Here is a 16,365-nt window from a genome sequence, read left to right on the forward strand (position 1 = left end):
GGGCGGCGGTGGCGGTTCGCGCTTCGAGACCGCATCACCGTGGCGAGAACGCGACGGGCAAGCCCGAACGCGCCGAAATCTGCTCGCATGCGCGCCTTCATTCCGCAACCCGTCGCGGGGCGCGCAGCCGCCAGATCACGCAGGAGCGTTCCGCCGGATCGAGCGCGATGACGTGGGACTTGCCGCGCAGCTCGAACCTGTAGCCCTGGAGCAGGTCCTCGACCTCGACGGCGCCCCAGTCGTCCTGGCCGACGAGCCAGAGCGGGACCTCGTAGCCGCATTCCTGGCGGTTCTTGGGGTCGAGATTGACCATCACGAAGACGCAGTTGTCGCCCTCGGGAGAGGTCTTGGCATAGGCGACGATGTTTTCGTTATGGGCTGCCGTGAAGACCACGTTGCGGAAGTCCCACAGCGCCGGGTTGTCGCGCCGGATGCGGTTCAGCTTGACGATGTGCTCGCGGATGTTGCCGGGCCGGTCGTAGTCCCAGGCTTTCAGCTCGTATTTCTCCGAGTCGAGATACTCCTCCTTGCCCGGATAGGGCGCGGCCTCGCACAGCTCGAAGCCGTTATAGATGCCGTAGACGGAGGAGAGCGTCGCCGCGAGCGTGGCGCGCACCACGAAGCCGGCGCGCCCGCTCGTTTGCAGATAATGCGGGTTGATGTCCGGCGTATTCGCAAAAAAGTTCGGCCGGTAGTACTCGCCCATCTCCCCGGCAAGCTCGGTCGCGTACGAAATCAGCTCCTGCTTCGTGTTGCGCCAGGTGAAGTAGGTATAGCTCTGCTGGTAGCCGGCCTTGGCGAGCTTCTTCATCATCTTCGGCCGGGTGAAGGCCTCGGCCAGGAAGATCGCGTCGGGATAGCGGCCGTTCACCTCGGCGATCATCCATTCCCAGAACGGGATCGGCTTGGTGTGCGGGTTGTCGACCCGGAAGATGCGGGCGCCGAGCGCGCACCAGCCCATCACGATGTCGCGCAGCTCGATCCAGAGGGAGGGCAGCGCGCCGCCGTAGAAATGGACGTTCGAGATGTCCTCGTATTTCTTCGGCGGGTTCTCGGCGAACTTGAGCGTCCCGTCCGGGCGCCACTCGAACCATTCGGGATGCGTCTTGATCCAGGGATGGTCCGGCGAGCACTGGATGGCGAAATCGAGCGCGATCTCCATGCCGTAGGCGTGGCTCGCCGCGACGAGGCGCCGGAAATCGTCCAGCGTGCCGAGCTCGGGATGCACCGCCTCGTGCCCGCCCTCGGCCGCCCCCACGGCGTAGACGGAACCGACATCGCCTTCGAGGGCCTTGAGGGTGTTGTTCTTGCCCTTGCGGTTGGTGCGCCCGATCGGGTGGATCGGGGTGAAGTAAAGCACGTCGAAGCCGAGTTCGCGGATCTCGGGCAGGCGCCGGATCACGTCGTCGAAGGTGCCGTGGCGGTTCACATCCCCGGACTGCGAGCGGGGGAAGATCTCGTACCAGGCCGAGAACCGGGCCGCGAGGCGGTCGGCGATCACCGGGACGGCCACGGGATAGCGCGAGGCGTTCACCCGCTCGGCGTTCGCGCGGATGAGATTTGCCGTGGCGGGCTCCAGGATACGGTCGAGCTGCGCCGCCGATCCGGTCTCCTCCGCGGCCAGCGCCGCGACGATGGCCGTCAGCCGCTTCTTGTCGCGGCCGGTGGCGAGGTCGGCGGCGGTCTGCGCCAGCGCCACGCCCTCGACCGTCTCGAGCCTCACGTCGACGCCGGCGTCGCGCTTCTTCAGGGTGTCGCGCATCCACGAGGAGAAGCCGTCGCGCCAGGCCTCGATGGTGAACTGGTAGCGGGCGTTGCGCTCCAGCGGGAAGGCGCCGCCCCAGCGGTCGTTATCGACGAAGACCATCGGATCGCGCCGCCACGCCTCCTCGCCGACCACCCGCGACAGGATGGCGGCATTGATGATCTCGTGGCCGTCTGAGAAGATGTCGGCCTCCACGCGCAGCCGCTCGCCGACGATGCGCTTCACCGCCGAGCGGCCGCCGTCGATCTCCGGGCTCACCGCCTCGATGACGACGCGGCCCTCCCCGGTGGGGACGCCCCGGCTCGGCAGGACGGCGACCGCCGCCGCCTCCGCCGCGAGGATGCGCAACTCGCCCGGCGCGAGGTCGACCGGCTCGCCGGCCCGGAAGGCGATGGGCGCCCCTTCCGGCGTACGGTCCGCGAAGGGGCCGAGCTGGCCGCCGGAACGCGCGATCAGGCCGCCGGCATCGACAGGCACGGGCTTGGCGGAGGGGTTGAACAGCACCAGCACGGCGCTTCGCGCGGAGGACGGGTGCCCGGTGTCGTAGCGGATCAGGGCGACGGCCTCGGCATCCGGGGCGGAGAGGCGCATCTGCGCGCCCTCGACATTGGCCGCCGGCAGTTCGGCCCGCAGCGCGTTGATCGCCGCGACGAAGCCCGAGATGTCGATCCCGCTGTCGGATTCGCGCGCCTCGGGGGTGGTGTCGACCACATGCAGGCTGCGTCGGTAGCCCCACTCGTAGCCCACCGGCATCAGCACCCCGGCCGAGAAGAAGGCCGCGAGCGCGTAGCGGGTCCTGAGATGCGCCGCGACCGCCTCCGGCCCGCCCGCGATCTCGGCGGCAAGGCGTGGCATGTCGTGGTTCTCGGGAAAGGCGATGGAAGGCGCCACCACCCGCAGCGCCTCGTACTGCTCCAGCGCCCAGGGCTTCTTCAGGTCCCACCAGGCGAAGGAGTTGAACAGATAGTCGAAGCCGGCGCCCGCCGTGGCCTTCGCCTCGTCGAAGGTGCAGCCCAGCGTCTCGGCGGCGAAGAGGCAGGCGGAATCGCGAGCCTTGGCCGGGCCGATCAGCCCGCGCCAGACGTCCGGGGGGACCTTGTAGGCGGCATCGCACCGGAAACCGGCGACGCCGAGCCCCTGGAGCCGCGCGATATAGGCGTCCCAGATCCGGGTCAGCTCGGCCTTCGCGGGCTCGGAATGGTAGTCGAGTTCGGCGAGGTCGCCCCAGACCGTGCGGATCGACGGATCGTCGGGATCGACGGCGTAGGGGGCCGCGATGGAGCCGTCCGGGTTCTTCAGGAAGAGGTCCGGCCGCTCGCGGGCGAGCGTCGAATTGTCGGCGGTGTGGTTGACCACGAGGTCGGTCATCACCTTGATGCCCGCGGCCTCGGCCGCCTTGCAGAAGCCCCGGATCTGGTCGTCGTCCGACGTGCCGTCGCCATCGCGAAAACGCTCGTCCAGGCGCTCGGTGTCGGCCACCGCGTAGAGGCTGCGCGAGCCGCCGGTCTGATGGAACGGGTTGAGATAGACCCAGTCGAAGCCCATCGCGGCGATGCGCGGCAGCTCCGCCGTCCAGGCCGAGACGCGCCCGACGAGCAGCGGGAACAGATTGTAGATGCGCGGGCCCTCCGCCCGAGGCGCCAGGGTCTCGGGCAACGCCACGGGAGCGGCCTTCCTGCCCTTGGCGGCGGTCGAGGCGGGGGTGGGAGCGTTCATCATAGACCTCTCGGTCGGTCTCTTCGGCGGATCGGCGGCCCCGAGGACCGCGCGGCGATGAGGTGGCGTCAGCCGATGCGTCTCAGGACGGCAAAGGGCAAGCGCGCGAACAGTTCCCCGACATCGAGGCGTCCGCCCTCATGCGCGGCGTCCGTGACGATGTCGTGCCAGCGCCCGGCTTCGGGCAGGGTGAGCACCGTTCCGGCGAAGGCCGAGCCGGACCAGACCCCCTCCCCCGCGAGCCCCGCCACGAGGCGCGGCACCGCGACGAGGAGGTCGTCGCCCTCGCCGGGACCGCCCGAGCGCAGGAAGGCGACGACATGGGCCGCGCGGTCTCCCGTCGCGGAGACGGCCGCGTAATCCGCCTCGGCATAGAAGCGGGGCCGCGCGGCGCGGTCGGCGAGGAGGCGCGCCAGCGTCGCCTGCTTGACGCGCCCGTCCGGCCAGGAGGCGAGAAGCTCGGCGGCCGAGATGCCGGCCTCCAGGGCGCTCAGGCGGTCGCCGTAGTCGACGGGGCGGCGATTGTCGGGGTCGACGAAGGAGAAGTCCCAGAACTCGGTGCCCTGGTAGGTGTCGGGAACGCCCGGCAGGGTCGCCTTGAGCACGGTGCGCCCGAGCCCGGCGATCATGCCGAGCCGCGCGAGCCGCTCGGCGAAGGGCCGCAACGCCGCGAGGAAGCCCGAGCCCGGCGCGATCAGCCCGGAGAGGAGCCGGCGCACTGCGCCCTCGTAGCCCTCGTCCACGTTGACCCAGCTCGAATGGCGCTTGCCTTCGCGCAGGGCCTTCTCGGCATAGGCGAGCAGCCTGTCGCGGAAGCTCTCGACCTCTGCCGGGTCCTCCGAATCCAGAAGCTCCAGCGGCCAGGCGCCGAGGATGGCTTGCAGGAACATCCACTGGTCGGCGGTGTCGGGGGCCGTCTCGTCGTCGAGGCGGCTCAGATGCGCCGCCGCGTTCTCCCGCCAGCGGTCCCACGCCTTCGCCCATTCCTCCGGCAGCTCGGAGAGCGCGAGGAGGCGGGTGCGGGCGTCCTCGCCGCGCTTGGTGTCGTGGGTCGCGGTGGCGATCATGGCGTTCGGCCAGTCGCGGGCGCGGGCCGATTGCAGGGCGTGGAAATGCTCCACCCCGATGCCGTACTCGCCCGGATCGCCGCCGACCTCGTTGAGGCCGAGCAGCAGGGCGTAGCGGTAGAACAGGGTATCCTCCAGGCTCTTGGCCATCACCGGCCCGGTGAGCTGCTGGAAGCGGCGGCGGAAGCGCAGCACCACGCGCGGCTCGGGGCGCCCCGGCCCGCTGGTGTCGATGCGTCCGAGGAGCGCGTCCGCCGCGAAATCGTGGACCGAGCGGTCCGGCAGCGCCGACCAGCGCTTCGCCTTGGCCACCGCGCCCTCGATGAGGCGCACGTCCTCGGGCTCGACGTCGCTCTCGTGGAGGTCCGGCGGCAGATAGCTGCGATAGGTCGGGAAGCGCGCGATGATCTCGATCAGCGCCCGGCGGACGGCATTGACCGAGAAGTCGCGGGTGCGCCGGTCGGAATCGGCGATCTGCTTGAGGTCGTTCGTCAGCACCTCCAGCTCGCTGGCGAAGCTGATCTCCAGGATCTCCGCCTTGGCGGCGCGCAGCTGGAAGCCGTAGGGCTCGTCGATGCCCGTGCCCCATTCGTAGAGGCGCTTGACGCGGGCCTGCTTGGCGCGGTCCACGAGCAGGCCGTCGAGCTGGTTCAGCACGTCGTAGCCGGTGGTGCCGGCGACGGGCCATGAGCGCAGGCGCTCGCCCGGTTCGAGAATCTTCTCCACCACCACGTAGAAGCCGGGGCCGACCGCGCCTTGCAGGGCGCGGGCATAGCCGAGCGGGTCGGCGAGCCCGTCGATATGGTCGATGCGCAGCCCGTCGATGCGCCCGGCGCGGATGTGGCGGAAGACGGTCTCGTGGGCGCGGTGGAAGATGTCCGACTTCTCCACGCGCAGGCCCGCGAGCCCGTTCACGTCGAAGAAGCGGCGGTAGTTGATGTCGCTCGCCGCCACCCGCCAATGGGCGAGGCGGTAGGCTTGGTTCTCGAGCAGGCGGTGCAGGGGGCCGAAGCTCTCCGGCCGTCCCTTCACGCCGTTGAGCAGCCGCAGCGTGCGGGCGACGGCCCGGCGGATCTCGGGGGAGGCCGCGACGATCTCGGCGAGCCGGCGTTTCAGCCCGTCGGCTTCGTCGGGAAAGGCCCGGCGGCGCTCCGGGTCGGTCTCCTCGCGCATGACGCGCAGGCGCTCGGTGACGGCGAGCAGCGCGGCGGATTCGTCGTCGCCCACCTCCTCCAGGGCGGCGAGCGCCCGGTCGAGGATCGCCGGATAGTCGAGGGGCCGGATCGGGAACTGGTGCTCGTAGTGCCAGACGCTGAAGGCGCCGGCGGTCTCGTCGAGCTTGAGCTCGAGCGTCCCCTTCTCGAGGGCCTCGCCGTAGCGGTCGCCGAGGAAGGGGATGACGAGGTTGCGGTTGGCGCCGAGCCGCTCCCAATCGATGTCGAAGGCATGCGCGAAGGGCGAGAGCGCCCCCCATTCGAGCACCGAGAGCCACCACGGGTTGTCGGCGCCGCCGACGCCCATGTGGTTGGGCACGATGTCGAGGAGCAGCTTGAGGCCGTTGGCCTTGAGCGCGTCGCTGAGCGCGATGAAGCCCTCCTCGCCGCCGAGCTCGGGGTTGAACGCGCTGTGGTCGACGATGTCGTAGCCGTGGGTCGAGCCGGGCCGCGCCTTCTGGAGGGGCGAGGCGTAGACATGGCTGATGCCGAGCCTGGCCAGATAGGGCGCGATCCGCGCCGCGTCCGCGAAGGTGAAGTCCTTGTGGAACTGCAGCCGGTAGGTGGCGCGGGGCGGCGGCATGGCGAGCCGCGCGGCCCCCGAGCGAGGGCCCCGGTTCTCCGCCGAGAGCGCGGCGGCGAGCTTCGCCAGCGGGCCTCCGGGGGCGGCAATGGCCTCCAGGCTGCGGTCGAGCTTGCGGCGCCAGTTCGGGTAGCCCTCCGTCGAGCCCGGCACGTTGGCCTGGCTCAGCTCGGAGACGACGTCCTCGTACTGCACGGCGGTCAGCATGGAGGGGGCGCGGGCGAGATAGCGGGCCGCCGCCTCGAAGGGCGCGGCCTCCGGCGGCTCGTAGCCCGGCAGCAGTTGCTCCGAGGCGAGCGCGTCGGTGAGCCTGCCGCGCTCGCGCACCCGCTCGCCGCGCTCGGCATCCGCCCGGTCGGAATCGTAGAGGCCGAGGGACTGGCGCGTGTCGGTGTCGACGCCCCGCCACCAGCCGACGAAGGTCGGCAGGTCGTGGGTGGTAATGGCGGTGAGCGCGTCGCGCGGATAGGCGCCGGGGGCCTTGAAGGCGCCGTCATGCTCGCGCTCGAAGGCGAGGATGCGGTAGCTGAGGATGCCGGCCTGCATCAGCGCGTCGGAGAACCCCGCCGGCGCGGTGCCGAGATCCTCGGCGATGACGAGGCACTGGTTGCGGTGGCTCTCCAGCCGCAGCACCGCCAGCATCGGCTCGAAGGGCATCGCCACATAGGCGCCGTCCCTGGCGCTGCCCGAGAGCGGGATCAGGAACAGGCGCGCGAGCTGGAAGGCGTGATCGATGCGGATTGCGCCGGCATGGCGCATGTTCGCCCGCACCAGGGCGCGGAAAGCGGCGAGCCCGTCGCGCTCCATGGCGAGTGGGTCGAAGGCCGGCAGGCCCCAGTCCTGGCCCTTGGGCGCGAGCAGGTCCGGTGGCGCGCCGATGGAGACGCGGTTGGCGAAGCGCTCGGGATGCGACCACACCTCCGAGCCGCCGCGGTCGGCGCCCACCGCGAGGTCGCGATAGAGCCCGAGCCGCATGCCGCCCGCGAGCGCCAGCTCGGACGCCTCCTCCAACTGGCGGTCGGCGAGGAATTGCAGCCAGGCGTGGTAGGAGACGGCCTCGTCCTGCTCCGCCGCGAAGCGGGCGACGGCCTGGGTGCCGGCACGCCGGTACTCTTCCGGCCAGTCGCCGAGCCAATGCGCGCCCTGCGCGCGGAAATGCTCGGACAGGGCCTCGAAGGTGGCGTGCGCCTCCAGGTTCTCGCCGCCGAGGATACGGAAGGTCTCGAAATCGGGGTCCGCCCCGGCGCGGGCGTCGGACTCCTCCCAGAACGCCCGCAACACCGGCGAGAGCACGTCCCAGACGCCCTGGTGGTCGACGAGGGCCGCGTCGCGCAGCGCCTCGAGCCTGGACGAGGAGCAGGCGAGCAGCGCCTCGGCCTTCGAGCCGGCGAATCCCGGCAGCGCGCCGGGCTCGATGAACAGCGTTTCGAGAAACAACCGCGAGGAGGGCGAGTAGGGCGAGATCTTGGTGCGGTCGCTCTCGAACAGCGCGTGCACCGGGCTGAGCCCCAGGAACGAGGCGCCGCGCAGGGCGGCGTCATGGGCGGCGCGGCCGGCATCCGCGTAGGTGCCGATGCCGAGATTCTGCGACGAGCGCAGGCCGTAGAGCTGGGCAGCGAGCCCCCAGTCGCTGGCGCCCTCGTCGGCATAGGCGCGCGGGCGCCAGCAGCGCTGCGGGGCGGCGATCACCCAGGCCTGCGCCCGCTCCTCGCCGTGGGAGACGCTGAGGCGGTGATAGCCCGGCGTCAGCGGCGGCAGTTCGAGCTGCGCGCCCTCCCCGTTCAGCACCTCGCGGCCTTCGCGGGTAGCGCCGCGCTCGTCCGTCAGCCGCCAGACCAGGGCGCCGTCGCGGGCGCGCACCGGCACCTTGACGCCGCGCCGCGCCTCCACCGGGATCAGCGGCGGGACGAGCCCGCGACGCTGCGCTTCCACAGTGGCGAGGCTGCGCGCGATCTCCTCCTCCGAGCCGACCGCGAAACCGAGGGCGTCGAGCAGCCCCCGGCGGGTTTCCAGGGAGGTTTCCACCGGCTGTCCGAAGGCATCGGTATAGCCGTCCGCGACGCCGACGAGATCGGCGAGACGTTCGAGGGTGTGGCTCATCGCGCCGCTCCCGTCAGGAAGATGCCGGTCCAGGAGGGAAGCGCGCCGCGGCCGCCCTCGGGGGCGTTGGTCCAGAGAACCTCGCCGCCTTGCGCGTCGAAGGCGGCGTCGCCCGCGCCGAGATTGGCGACGAAGCGTAGGGTACCGCCGTCGAAGCGCCAGGTGCAGTCCACCATGTCGGGGCGCGGCGGCGACGCCTGCGCGCCGCGATAGCCGGATTTCAAGAGCGGCACGACGCTCTCCCGGCGCAGCCGCAGCAGGCGCGTCGTCTCGGCCAGCACCTCGCGATGGGGCGAGCGCTCGCGCTCCGACCAATCGAGCTTGGACTCCGAAAAGGTCTTCTCCTCGGTGGGATCGGGGATCGCCGAGGTGTCGTCGGCAAACGCCGCGAAGCTCTTGAACTCGCGGCGCCTGCCCTCGCGCACCGCCTTGTTCAGTTCCTCGTCGGGCGCGAAATCGACGAAGAACAGGAACGGCGTCGAGGCCGACCACTCCTCGCCCATCCAGAGCATCGGGATCTGGGGCGCGAGCAGCAGCCCGGCGCGGGCGAGGTCGAGCTTCCTCGGGTCGGCGAGATGGCTCAGCCGCTCGCCGAGCGCCCGGTTGCCGACCTGATCGTGGTTCTGGAGGAAGGTGACGAAGGCGGTGGGCGGCAGGTGGCCCGAGGGCTCGCCGCGCGGGTGGTTGTCGAGGGTCGGGAAGGGCTCTCCCTGATAGGCGAAGCCCTCCGCGAGGCAGCGCGCCAGATGCTCCACCGGCTTGTCGGAGAAACTGGCGTAATAGCCGGCGTCCTCGCCGGTGAGCAGGACGTGCCAGCAATGGTGCAGGTCGTCCGCCCACTGCGCGTCGTGCTGCAACGCCTTGCCGCCGCCATCGCGTTCCAGCCAGCGGGCCTGGTTGGCCTCGTTCTCGAGGATCAGGTGGACATGGCGGTCCGGCAGGCGCTCGCGCACCGCCTCGCCGAGTTCGGCCAGAAAATGCGTCTCGGAATCGTCGAGGATGGCGTGCACGGCGTCGAAGCGCAGGCCGTCGAAGCGGTAATCCTCCAGCCAGTAGAGGGCGTTGCCGACGAAGAAGTCGCGCACCACGTCGCCGCTGGGCTTCCCGTCGAAATTGATCCCGGCGCCCCAGGGGGTCTGGTGGCGCTCGGTGAAGAAGGTCTTCGCGTAGGCGTGGAGATAGTTCCCGGCCGGTCCGAAGTGGTTGTAGACCACGTCGAGGAAGACCATCAGCCCGAGGGAATGGGCGCTGTCGATCAGGCGCCGGAGATCGTCCGGCCGGCCGTAGGCGCCGTCCGGCGCGTAGGGCAGCACGCCGTCGTAGCCCCAGTTCCGGCGGCCCTTGAAGTCGGCGATGGGCAGAAGCTCGATGGCCGTGACGCCGAGATCGCGCAGCTCAGGCAGGCGCTTCTCCAGGCCCGCATAGGTGCCCTCCAGCGTGGCGGTGCCGACATGCGCCTCGTAGATCACGGCCTCTTCGAAGGGGCGGCCGCTCCAGCCGGCGGTTGTCCAGGCATAGGCGGACGGGTCGATCACCTCCGAGAGGCCCGACACGTCGTCGGGCTGGAAACGGGAGGCGGGGTCCGGCACCACGAGATCGCCGTCGATGCGGTAGCCGTAGCGGGCGCCGGCCCTCACCTCGGGGCGCGTGATCCGGCGCCAGCCGCCGCCCTCGTCGGGCAGGTCGTGCTCGCGGTCCTCGACCACCAGAGCGACCCGCGAGGCGGTCGGGGCCCAGAGGGAGAAGGACGTGCCGTCCTCTCCGGTCACGCTGCCAAAGCTCGTCGCGCGGGTGTGCCGCATCAGGCCACCATCCTCGTCATCGTGAAGGGTTCGGGCTGGCTGTCGAGCTTCGCCCTCCTCAGAAGGCCGCTCGGCTCGGTCTTGTTCCCGCGACGCAGGTAAGGCGGCCGCCGCTCGCGGCAACCGGGTCAGGCCGCGTCTCCGGGCGAGGTCAGCACGAGGATGGCGCGCTCCGCGAGGAGGATGCGCGCGCCCTCCTCCCAGCCCGGATGCGCATCGGGCGGGCAGCCCTCCGGCAGGGTGGTGTCGAGCACGGGGGTCCACGGACCGTCGATCACCGGAGCGAGACGGAAGTCGCAGGGCGTCTCCGCCCCGTTGACGAGGACGAGGATGCGGTCGCCCCCCCCGCCGTCGTTGCCGATCTGCATCCCGAAGGCGCGCCGGCCGTCGTCCGACCAGTCGCCGTCGTTCATCTCGGTGCCGGCGGGGGACAGCCAGTGCACGTCGCGGCGGGGCGCATCGGGATGGAGGCGGGCGCCGTCGAAGAAGCGGCCCCGGCGCAGGGCCGGCTGCTCGCGGCGCAGGCGCGCGAGGTTGGCGACGAAGCCGGCGAGCGCCGGATCGGGATCGTGTGCCCAGTCGAGCCAGTTGGTGGCGTTGTCCTGGCAATAGGCGTTGTTGTTGCCGCCCTGCGTGCGGCCGCGCTCGTCGCCCATGAGCAGCATCGGCACGCCCTGCGCCAGGAAGACCGTCGCCAGCATGTTGCGGACCTGTCGGGCGCGGACCCCCAGGATCCCGGCGTCGTTCGTTTCGCCCTCGACGCCGTAGTTGCGCGAGAGGTTGTGGCCGTGGCCGTCGCGGTTGTCCTCGCCGTTGGCGTGGTTGTGCTTCTCCTCGTAGGCGACCACGTCGGCCAGCGTGTAGCCGTCGTGGCTCGCCACGTAGTTGACGCTGGCGAGCGGGGAGCGGTGCGAGGGCTGGAAGATCTCCTTCGAGCCCGTCAGCCCCTGCGTGAGCTTGGCGAGCGTCCCCCGGTCGCCGCGCCAGAACCCGCGCACGCTGTCGCGGAACCGGTCGTTCCACTCGCTCCAGCCGCGCGGATAGGCGCCGAGCTGGTAGCCCCCAGGCCCGATGTCCCAGGGCTCGGCGATGAGCTTCACCCGCGACAGCACCGGGTCCTGCGCCACCGCCTGGAAGAAGGCCGCCTTGGCCGAGAAGCCGCGCTCGTCGCGCGCGATGGTCGTGGCGAGATCGAAGCGGAACCCGGCCACCCCGTAGGCGCTCACCCAGTGGCGCAGGGAATCGAGCACGAGCTGCATCACGCGCGGATGCGAGACGTCGAAGCTGTTGCCGCAGCCGGTGACGTTGACGTCCCTGTGCGGGTCCTCGGGGTCGAGCTTGTAGTAGCTGGCGTTGTCGATGCTGCGGAAGGACAGGCTCGGGCCGTCCTGCTCGGCCTCGCAGGTGTGGTTGTAGACCACGTCGAGGATCACCTCGATGCCGGCGGCGTTCAGCTCGCGGATCGCGGCCTTGAGCCCGCCGACGCCCGCCTCGCCGAGATAGCGCGGCTCCGGCGCGAAATAGTTGAGCGGCGAATAGCCCCAGAAATTCGCGAGCCCCTTCTCGACCAGGAAGCGGTCGTCGGCGAAGGCCTGGATCGGCAGGAGCTCGAGGGCCGTCACCCCGAGCTTCAGGAGATGCTCCACGACGGCCGGGTGGGCGAGCGCCGCGTAGGTGCCGCGCTCCGCCTCCGGCACGGCCGGATGCAGCATGGTCAGCGCCCTGACATGGCACTCGTAGATCACCGTCTCCGCGAGCGGCCGCCGGATCGGCTGGAGGGCGAGGTCCGGCACCTCCGGCGCGGTGACGACGCCCCTCGGCGCGTAGGGGGCGCTGTCGCGGCGGTCGAGCTGGTCGGGGCGATGGGTGCCGCGCCGGCAGGCATAGAGCGCGTCGTGCCAGCGGATGCGGCCGGCGATCTCGCGCGCATAGGGGTCTAGGAGGAGCTTGGCCGCGTTGAAGCGGTGCCCGCGCGCCGGGTCCCAGGGGCCGTGCACGCGGTAGCCGTAGATCTGGCCCGGAAATACCCCGCGCAGGTAGCCGTGCCAGACGTCGTCGGTGCGGCAGGGCAGACGCACGGTGCGGCTCTCGTGCCGCTCGCCGGGCTCGAACAGGCAGAGATCGACCGCCGTCGCATGCTCGGAGAAGAGCGCGAAGTTCACGCCGCGTCCGTCGAAATGGGCTCCCAGCGGAGCCGGGACGCCGTCGTCGACGCCGATCATGCGCGGCGGTCTGCGGAAACGCGGGCTACTCGGCCGCGGCGGCCGCCGCCGTCGGCGGCTCGCGCTCCAGGGTGCGGAAGTTCTCGAGCTCCGAGAGGAAGTTGCGCGCCCACCAATCCACGTCCTCGCGCGTCATCCGCTCGACCATCGGCTTCCAGCGTTCCAGGCGCTCGCCCTTGGTCATGTAGAGCGCCGTGCGGATCGCTTCCGCCACCTCGAACCGATCGTAGGGGTTCACCAGCAGGGCCTCAGGCAACTGACGTGCCGCGCCGGCGAATTTCGAGAGCACCAGCACGCCGGGATCGTCCTCGCTCTGCGCGACGACGTATTCCTTGGCCACCAGGTTCATGCCGTCGCGCATGGGGGTGACGAGCCCGACCCGCGCCGCCCGGTAGAGCCCGGCGAGCACCGGCCTCGGATAGGCCTTGGTGACGTATTGGATCGGCGTCCAGGTCGGATCGCCGAGGCTGCCGTTGATCTCGCCGACCGTCTCGTTCACCGCGCGGCTGAGCTGCTCGTATTCCGGCACGTCGCTGCGCGATTTCGGCGCGATCTGGAGATAGACGACGTTGCCGCGCTGGTCCGGGTTCGAGGAGAAGAAGCGGTCCACCGCCTCCATGCGCTCGGGCACGCCCTTCGAGTAGTCGAGCCGGTCGACGCCGATGAGGAGCTTGCGGGTGCGCAGGCCCGAGATGGTCTCGCGCACCGTGCGGTCGGCGGCGGCCTTCTCTGCGGCTTCCTTGAAGCCCGCCACGTCGATGCCGATGGGAAAGCTGCGGATGCGGGTGCGGCGCCCGTCCACCATCAGCGAGCCGGCGCCGAGGGGGATCGCGCGCAGCGTGTCGCAGAGGTTGCGGGTGAGGTTCTGGACGTCGGGCTCGGTCTGGAGGCCGATGAGGTCGTAATCGGCGATGGCGCGCAGCAGCTCGCCGCTCGCCGGCAGCGAGTTGAACACGTCCGCGCCGGGCCAGGGGATGTGGTGGAAATAGCCGATCGGGTTGGCGATCCCGAGGCCCCGCAGCTCCGAGGCGAGGGGCAGCAGGTGGTAGTCGTGCACCCAGATGATGTCGTCCGGCTCGATCAGCCGGGCGAGGGTGCGCGCGAAGAAGCGGTTGACGCGGCAATAGCCGGCATAGTCCGACCGCGAGAACGCCCCAAGGCCGAGCCGGTAATGCATGATCGGCCAGAGCGCCCGGTTGGCGAAGCCGCTGTAGTACTCGCGGTGGTCCTGGGGCGAGAGGTCGACCACGGCATATTGGATGCTGCCGCGATCGATCAGGGTCGGCTCGTCGTCGGGCTGGTCGACGATGTTGCCGCTCCAGCCGAACCACAGCCCCTCATAGGCCGTGAACGCCTCCTTCACGGCGACGGCGAGGCCGCCGGCCGCGACAGCTCCCGAGCCCTCGGCCGGCACCGCCACGCGGTTCGATACGATCACTAGACGTGCCACGAAAGCCGGCTCCGGTCCTCACAGCGCGAGCGCGGGATGCCGCGCTCGGCGATACTTCCGTCAGGTGAACGCGCGTAAGCCGGGCGCGATCCGTCGTTCTTGGCCGAGATCGTCACAACGAAGCCCGAACCGCCGGCACGGGTCAAGCTCGACCTCCTCGCGGGTCAACACGAAAGCCGCCCCGCGTTTCCAAAATTTCCGGCCCTTGCACGCGCCGCCCCTTGAAGCTTGGCCATCATGCTCAAGAACACCTGAACGCGGGGTGACGGGCGGGTGCGCCGCACGCGCCGATGCGGGTTGCCGCCGCGAGACCCGGAACCGCGCGGAGCGGTGGCGGTTACTGAGCCACAGCGCGCGGCGTACCAAGGAAGCGAAGCCTCATGACCGATCCCGATCCCATCCGGCCCTTCCCGGACAACGACGCCTCCGAGCGGGCCGAGTGGCGCGGCCTCAAGGGGGATGTCGAGGGGCTGGCGGACGTCGCCGCCGAGCGCGGACGCGGCCTCCTCGACGCGGCCCGACTGACGGCGCAGAGCTACGCGGAGGAGCGCAAGAACGACGCGGCGCAGTCGGTGCACGGCATCGCACGCTCGCTGCGGGATTCGGGGCGCGGCCTCGAGGACCGCCCGCATGTGAAGGCGTTCTTCGACAGCGCGGCGGACGGGCTGGAGCAGCTCAGCGGCTCGATCGAATCCCGCAGCCTCTCGGATTTCTACAAGGAGGCCGAGTCCTTCGCCCGGCGCGCGCCCGTGGCGGTGGCGGTAGGCACCTTCATGGTCGGGCTCGTCGCGGCGCGGTTCATCAAGTCGTCCGGCCTGCCGCAGGACAACGACCCCATCGACCCCACCAAGGTCTGAGGCGGCGATGGCCAACGGTTCGCCCCCTCCCCCGCCGGGATCCGGCGGCAGCATCCAGAGTCTCGTCGGCGACGCGCTGAGGGAGACGAGCGATCTCGCGCGCAAGGAGATCGCCCTCTTCCGCGCCGAGATGACGAACAATGTGCGCACCCTCTTCCTCGGCCTCGCCTGCTTCATGGGCGCGGCGGTGTTCGGGGTGGTGGCGCTGCTCATCCTCATCGGTGCCTTCGTGAAGTGGCTCGCCACCGTGGTCGGCTCGGAATGGCTGTCGGCGCTGATCGTCGGGGGCGTCCTGCTCGTCGTGTCCATCGGCATGGCGCTGTGGGGACGCAGCGCCATGTCCCTGTCGACCCTGGCACCGACGCGCACGACGCGTCAGGTCCGCCAGGACGCGCAGGCCTTGTCGGAAAGGGTTTCGGGATGAGCGGCATGAACGACCTCGAACGGGAGATCGAGGAGAGCCGCGCGCGCCTCGACCAGACCATCGACCGCATCCAGGACCGCCTGTCGGTGCCGAGCATCGTCGACGAGATGCTGGGCACGGCCCGGCGCAGTGCGCCCCTGAGCGACCTCTACGACGCCGCCCTCGACACGGTGCGCAAGAACCCGGTGCCGGTGCTGCTGATCGCGGCCGGCGTCGGCTGGCTGATGCGCCGCGCCGTCACGGACGGAAACCGGCGCGCCACCGCCCGCTCCGCCGAGGACGTGGCCGTGCTGAACACGGGCGCCGCCCGCGTCTACGACCCCGACAAGCCGACCCGCAGGCCCGATGCCGGCCTCGCGGAGGAAACGCAGATCTAGAGAGCCCACCGACCCATTCGGGGCGCCGCGCGCGCCGCCGCCACCGTCTTGAGAGGAACACGGCCATGAGAGGCGACGACAAGCAGGATTTCACGCTGCGTCCCGACCCGCGGGGCGAGCACGATCCCATCGGGGCCGGCCCGTCCGACGCGTCGCTGCGGCCGGACCCCGCCGGCGAGCACGACCGGTTCGCCCATGCCGACCGGACGGTTGACGCCGCCGCGCGCGACGTCGCCGACGAGGCGCAGCACGCGGCCTCCCGCGTCGCCGATCTGGCCGAGCAGGCCCGGCGCAAGGCCGCCGGCCTCGCCGACGACGCGCGCGACTACGCCGCCGGCCGCATCGACGCGGCCCGCGAGCGCACCGCCGACGCCATCGACGATGCCCGTTCCTGGGTTTCGGAGACCCATGACGAGCAGCGCCGCCGGGTCGCCCATCTCGCCCGCCGGGGGCAGGCGCGGATCGACCGCAGCCGGGGTCAGGTCGAGCGCTTCGTGGAGGAGAATCCGCTTCTCGTCGGCGTCGTCGGCGTGGCGGCGGGCCTGCTCCTCGGCGCGCTGATCCCGCGCACGCGCAGCGAGGACCGCAGCATCGGCCCCTATGCGGACGAGCTGCGGGCGCAGGGGCTGCATTACGCCCGCGAGGCGACCCATCGCGGCCGTGTCTTCGTGGAGACCGCCCTCGACCCGGACAACATCAACGCCGCCGCCGGGCAGGCGCTGCATCCCGACGAGGAGCCGGGCGAGCGCACTCTGCACCGTCTCTGACAGCGGCCCGATTGCCAGGGC

General features: G+C 70.9%; 9 protein-coding genes. 4 read left to right on the top strand and 5 right to left on the bottom strand.

All coding sequences use genetic code 11. The annotated features are described in order from the left end of the window. Positions 1-97: 97 nt before the first annotated feature. The 5 genes from ACP56T_RS00870 to ACP56T_RS00890 form a co-directional block, all read right to left on the bottom strand. Entirely contained in the window at positions 98-3,481 is a 3,384-nt protein-coding gene (locus ACP56T_RS00870; RefSeq protein ID WP_430910238.1) for a maltotransferase domain-containing protein, read from the bottom strand. A gap of 68 nt (positions 3,482-3,549) precedes the next feature. Continuing rightward, complete coding sequence (locus ACP56T_RS00875) at positions 3,550-8,445, bottom strand: malto-oligosyltrehalose synthase (RefSeq protein ID WP_430910239.1); 4,896 nt, start codon at positions 8,443-8,445, stop codon at positions 3,550-3,552. Further along, positions 8,442-10,247, bottom strand: coding sequence for a malto-oligosyltrehalose trehalohydrolase (gene treZ, locus ACP56T_RS00880; RefSeq protein WP_430910240.1), 1,806 nt, complete (start codon positions 10,245-10,247; stop codon positions 8,442-8,444). The genes ACP56T_RS00875 and treZ overlap by 4 nt, the downstream gene beginning before the upstream one ends. A gap of 128 nt (positions 10,248-10,375) precedes the next feature. Further along, positions 10,376-12,469, bottom strand: a complete 2,094-nt coding sequence (gene glgX / locus ACP56T_RS00885; protein ID WP_430910241.1) for a glycogen debranching protein GlgX — start codon at positions 12,467-12,469, stop codon at positions 10,376-10,378. A 25-nt stretch (positions 12,470-12,494) separates the two neighbouring features. Then, entirely contained in the window at positions 12,495-13,919 is a 1,425-nt protein-coding gene (locus tag ACP56T_RS00890; protein WP_430910242.1) for an alpha,alpha-trehalose-phosphate synthase (UDP-forming), read from the bottom strand. 380 nt (positions 13,920-14,299) lie between these two features. On the opposite strand from ACP56T_RS00890, the gene ACP56T_RS00895 reads away from it, so the two are divergent. From ACP56T_RS00895 to ACP56T_RS00910, 4 genes are all read left to right on the top strand, one after another. Then, positions 14,300-14,776 carry a hypothetical protein gene (locus tag ACP56T_RS00895; protein ID WP_430910243.1) on the top strand — a complete coding sequence of 159 codons (477 nt, stop codon included), beginning with the start codon at positions 14,300-14,302 and terminating at the stop codon, positions 14,774-14,776. A 7-nt stretch (positions 14,777-14,783) separates the two neighbouring features. Then, positions 14,784-15,200: a phage holin family protein gene (locus tag ACP56T_RS00900; protein ID WP_430910244.1), complete on the top strand. Its 417-nt coding sequence runs from the start codon at positions 14,784-14,786 to the stop codon at positions 15,198-15,200. Positions 15,201-15,205: 5 nt separating this feature from the next. Then, complete coding sequence (locus ACP56T_RS00905; RefSeq protein ID WP_430910528.1) at positions 15,206-15,577, top strand: DUF3618 domain-containing protein; 372 nt, start codon at positions 15,206-15,208, stop codon at positions 15,575-15,577. 65 nt (positions 15,578-15,642) lie between these two features. Beyond that, positions 15,643-16,344 (top strand): hypothetical protein, encoded by a 702-nt coding sequence (locus tag ACP56T_RS00910; protein WP_430910245.1) that lies wholly within the window; start codon positions 15,643-15,645, stop codon positions 16,342-16,344. Positions 16,345-16,365 lie beyond the last annotated feature (21 nt).

Source organism: Methylobacterium endophyticum (assembly GCF_050591105.1).
GTDB lineage: Bacteria > Pseudomonadota > Alphaproteobacteria > Rhizobiales > Beijerinckiaceae > Methylobacterium.

Bases quoted from the DNA above. Each gene is read 5' to 3' on its own strand.
- ACP56T_RS00870 (WP_430910238.1), bottom strand. From the start codon at position 3,481: ATGAACGCTCCCACCCCCGCCTCGACCGCCGCCAAGGGCAGGAAGGCC.
- ACP56T_RS00875 (WP_430910239.1), bottom strand. From the start codon at position 8,445: ATGAGCCACACCCTCGAACGTCTCGCCGATCTCGTCGGCGTCGCGGAC.
- treZ (WP_430910240.1), bottom strand. From the start codon at position 10,247: ATGCGGCACACCCGCGCGACGAGCTTTGGCAGCGTGACCGGAGAGGAC.
- glgX (WP_430910241.1), bottom strand. From the start codon at position 12,469: ATGATCGGCGTCGACGACGGCGTCCCGGCTCCGCTGGGAGCCCATTTC.
- ACP56T_RS00895 (WP_430910243.1), top strand. From the start codon at position 14,300: ATGACCGATCCCGATCCCATCCGGCCCTTCCCGGACAACGACGCCTCC.
- ACP56T_RS00900 (WP_430910244.1), top strand. From the start codon at position 14,784: ATGGCCAACGGTTCGCCCCCTCCCCCGCCGGGATCCGGCGGCAGCATC.
- ACP56T_RS00905 (WP_430910528.1), top strand. From the start codon at position 15,206: ATGAACGACCTCGAACGGGAGATCGAGGAGAGCCGCGCGCGCCTCGAC.
- ACP56T_RS00910 (WP_430910245.1), top strand. From the start codon at position 15,643: ATGAGAGGCGACGACAAGCAGGATTTCACGCTGCGTCCCGACCCGCGG.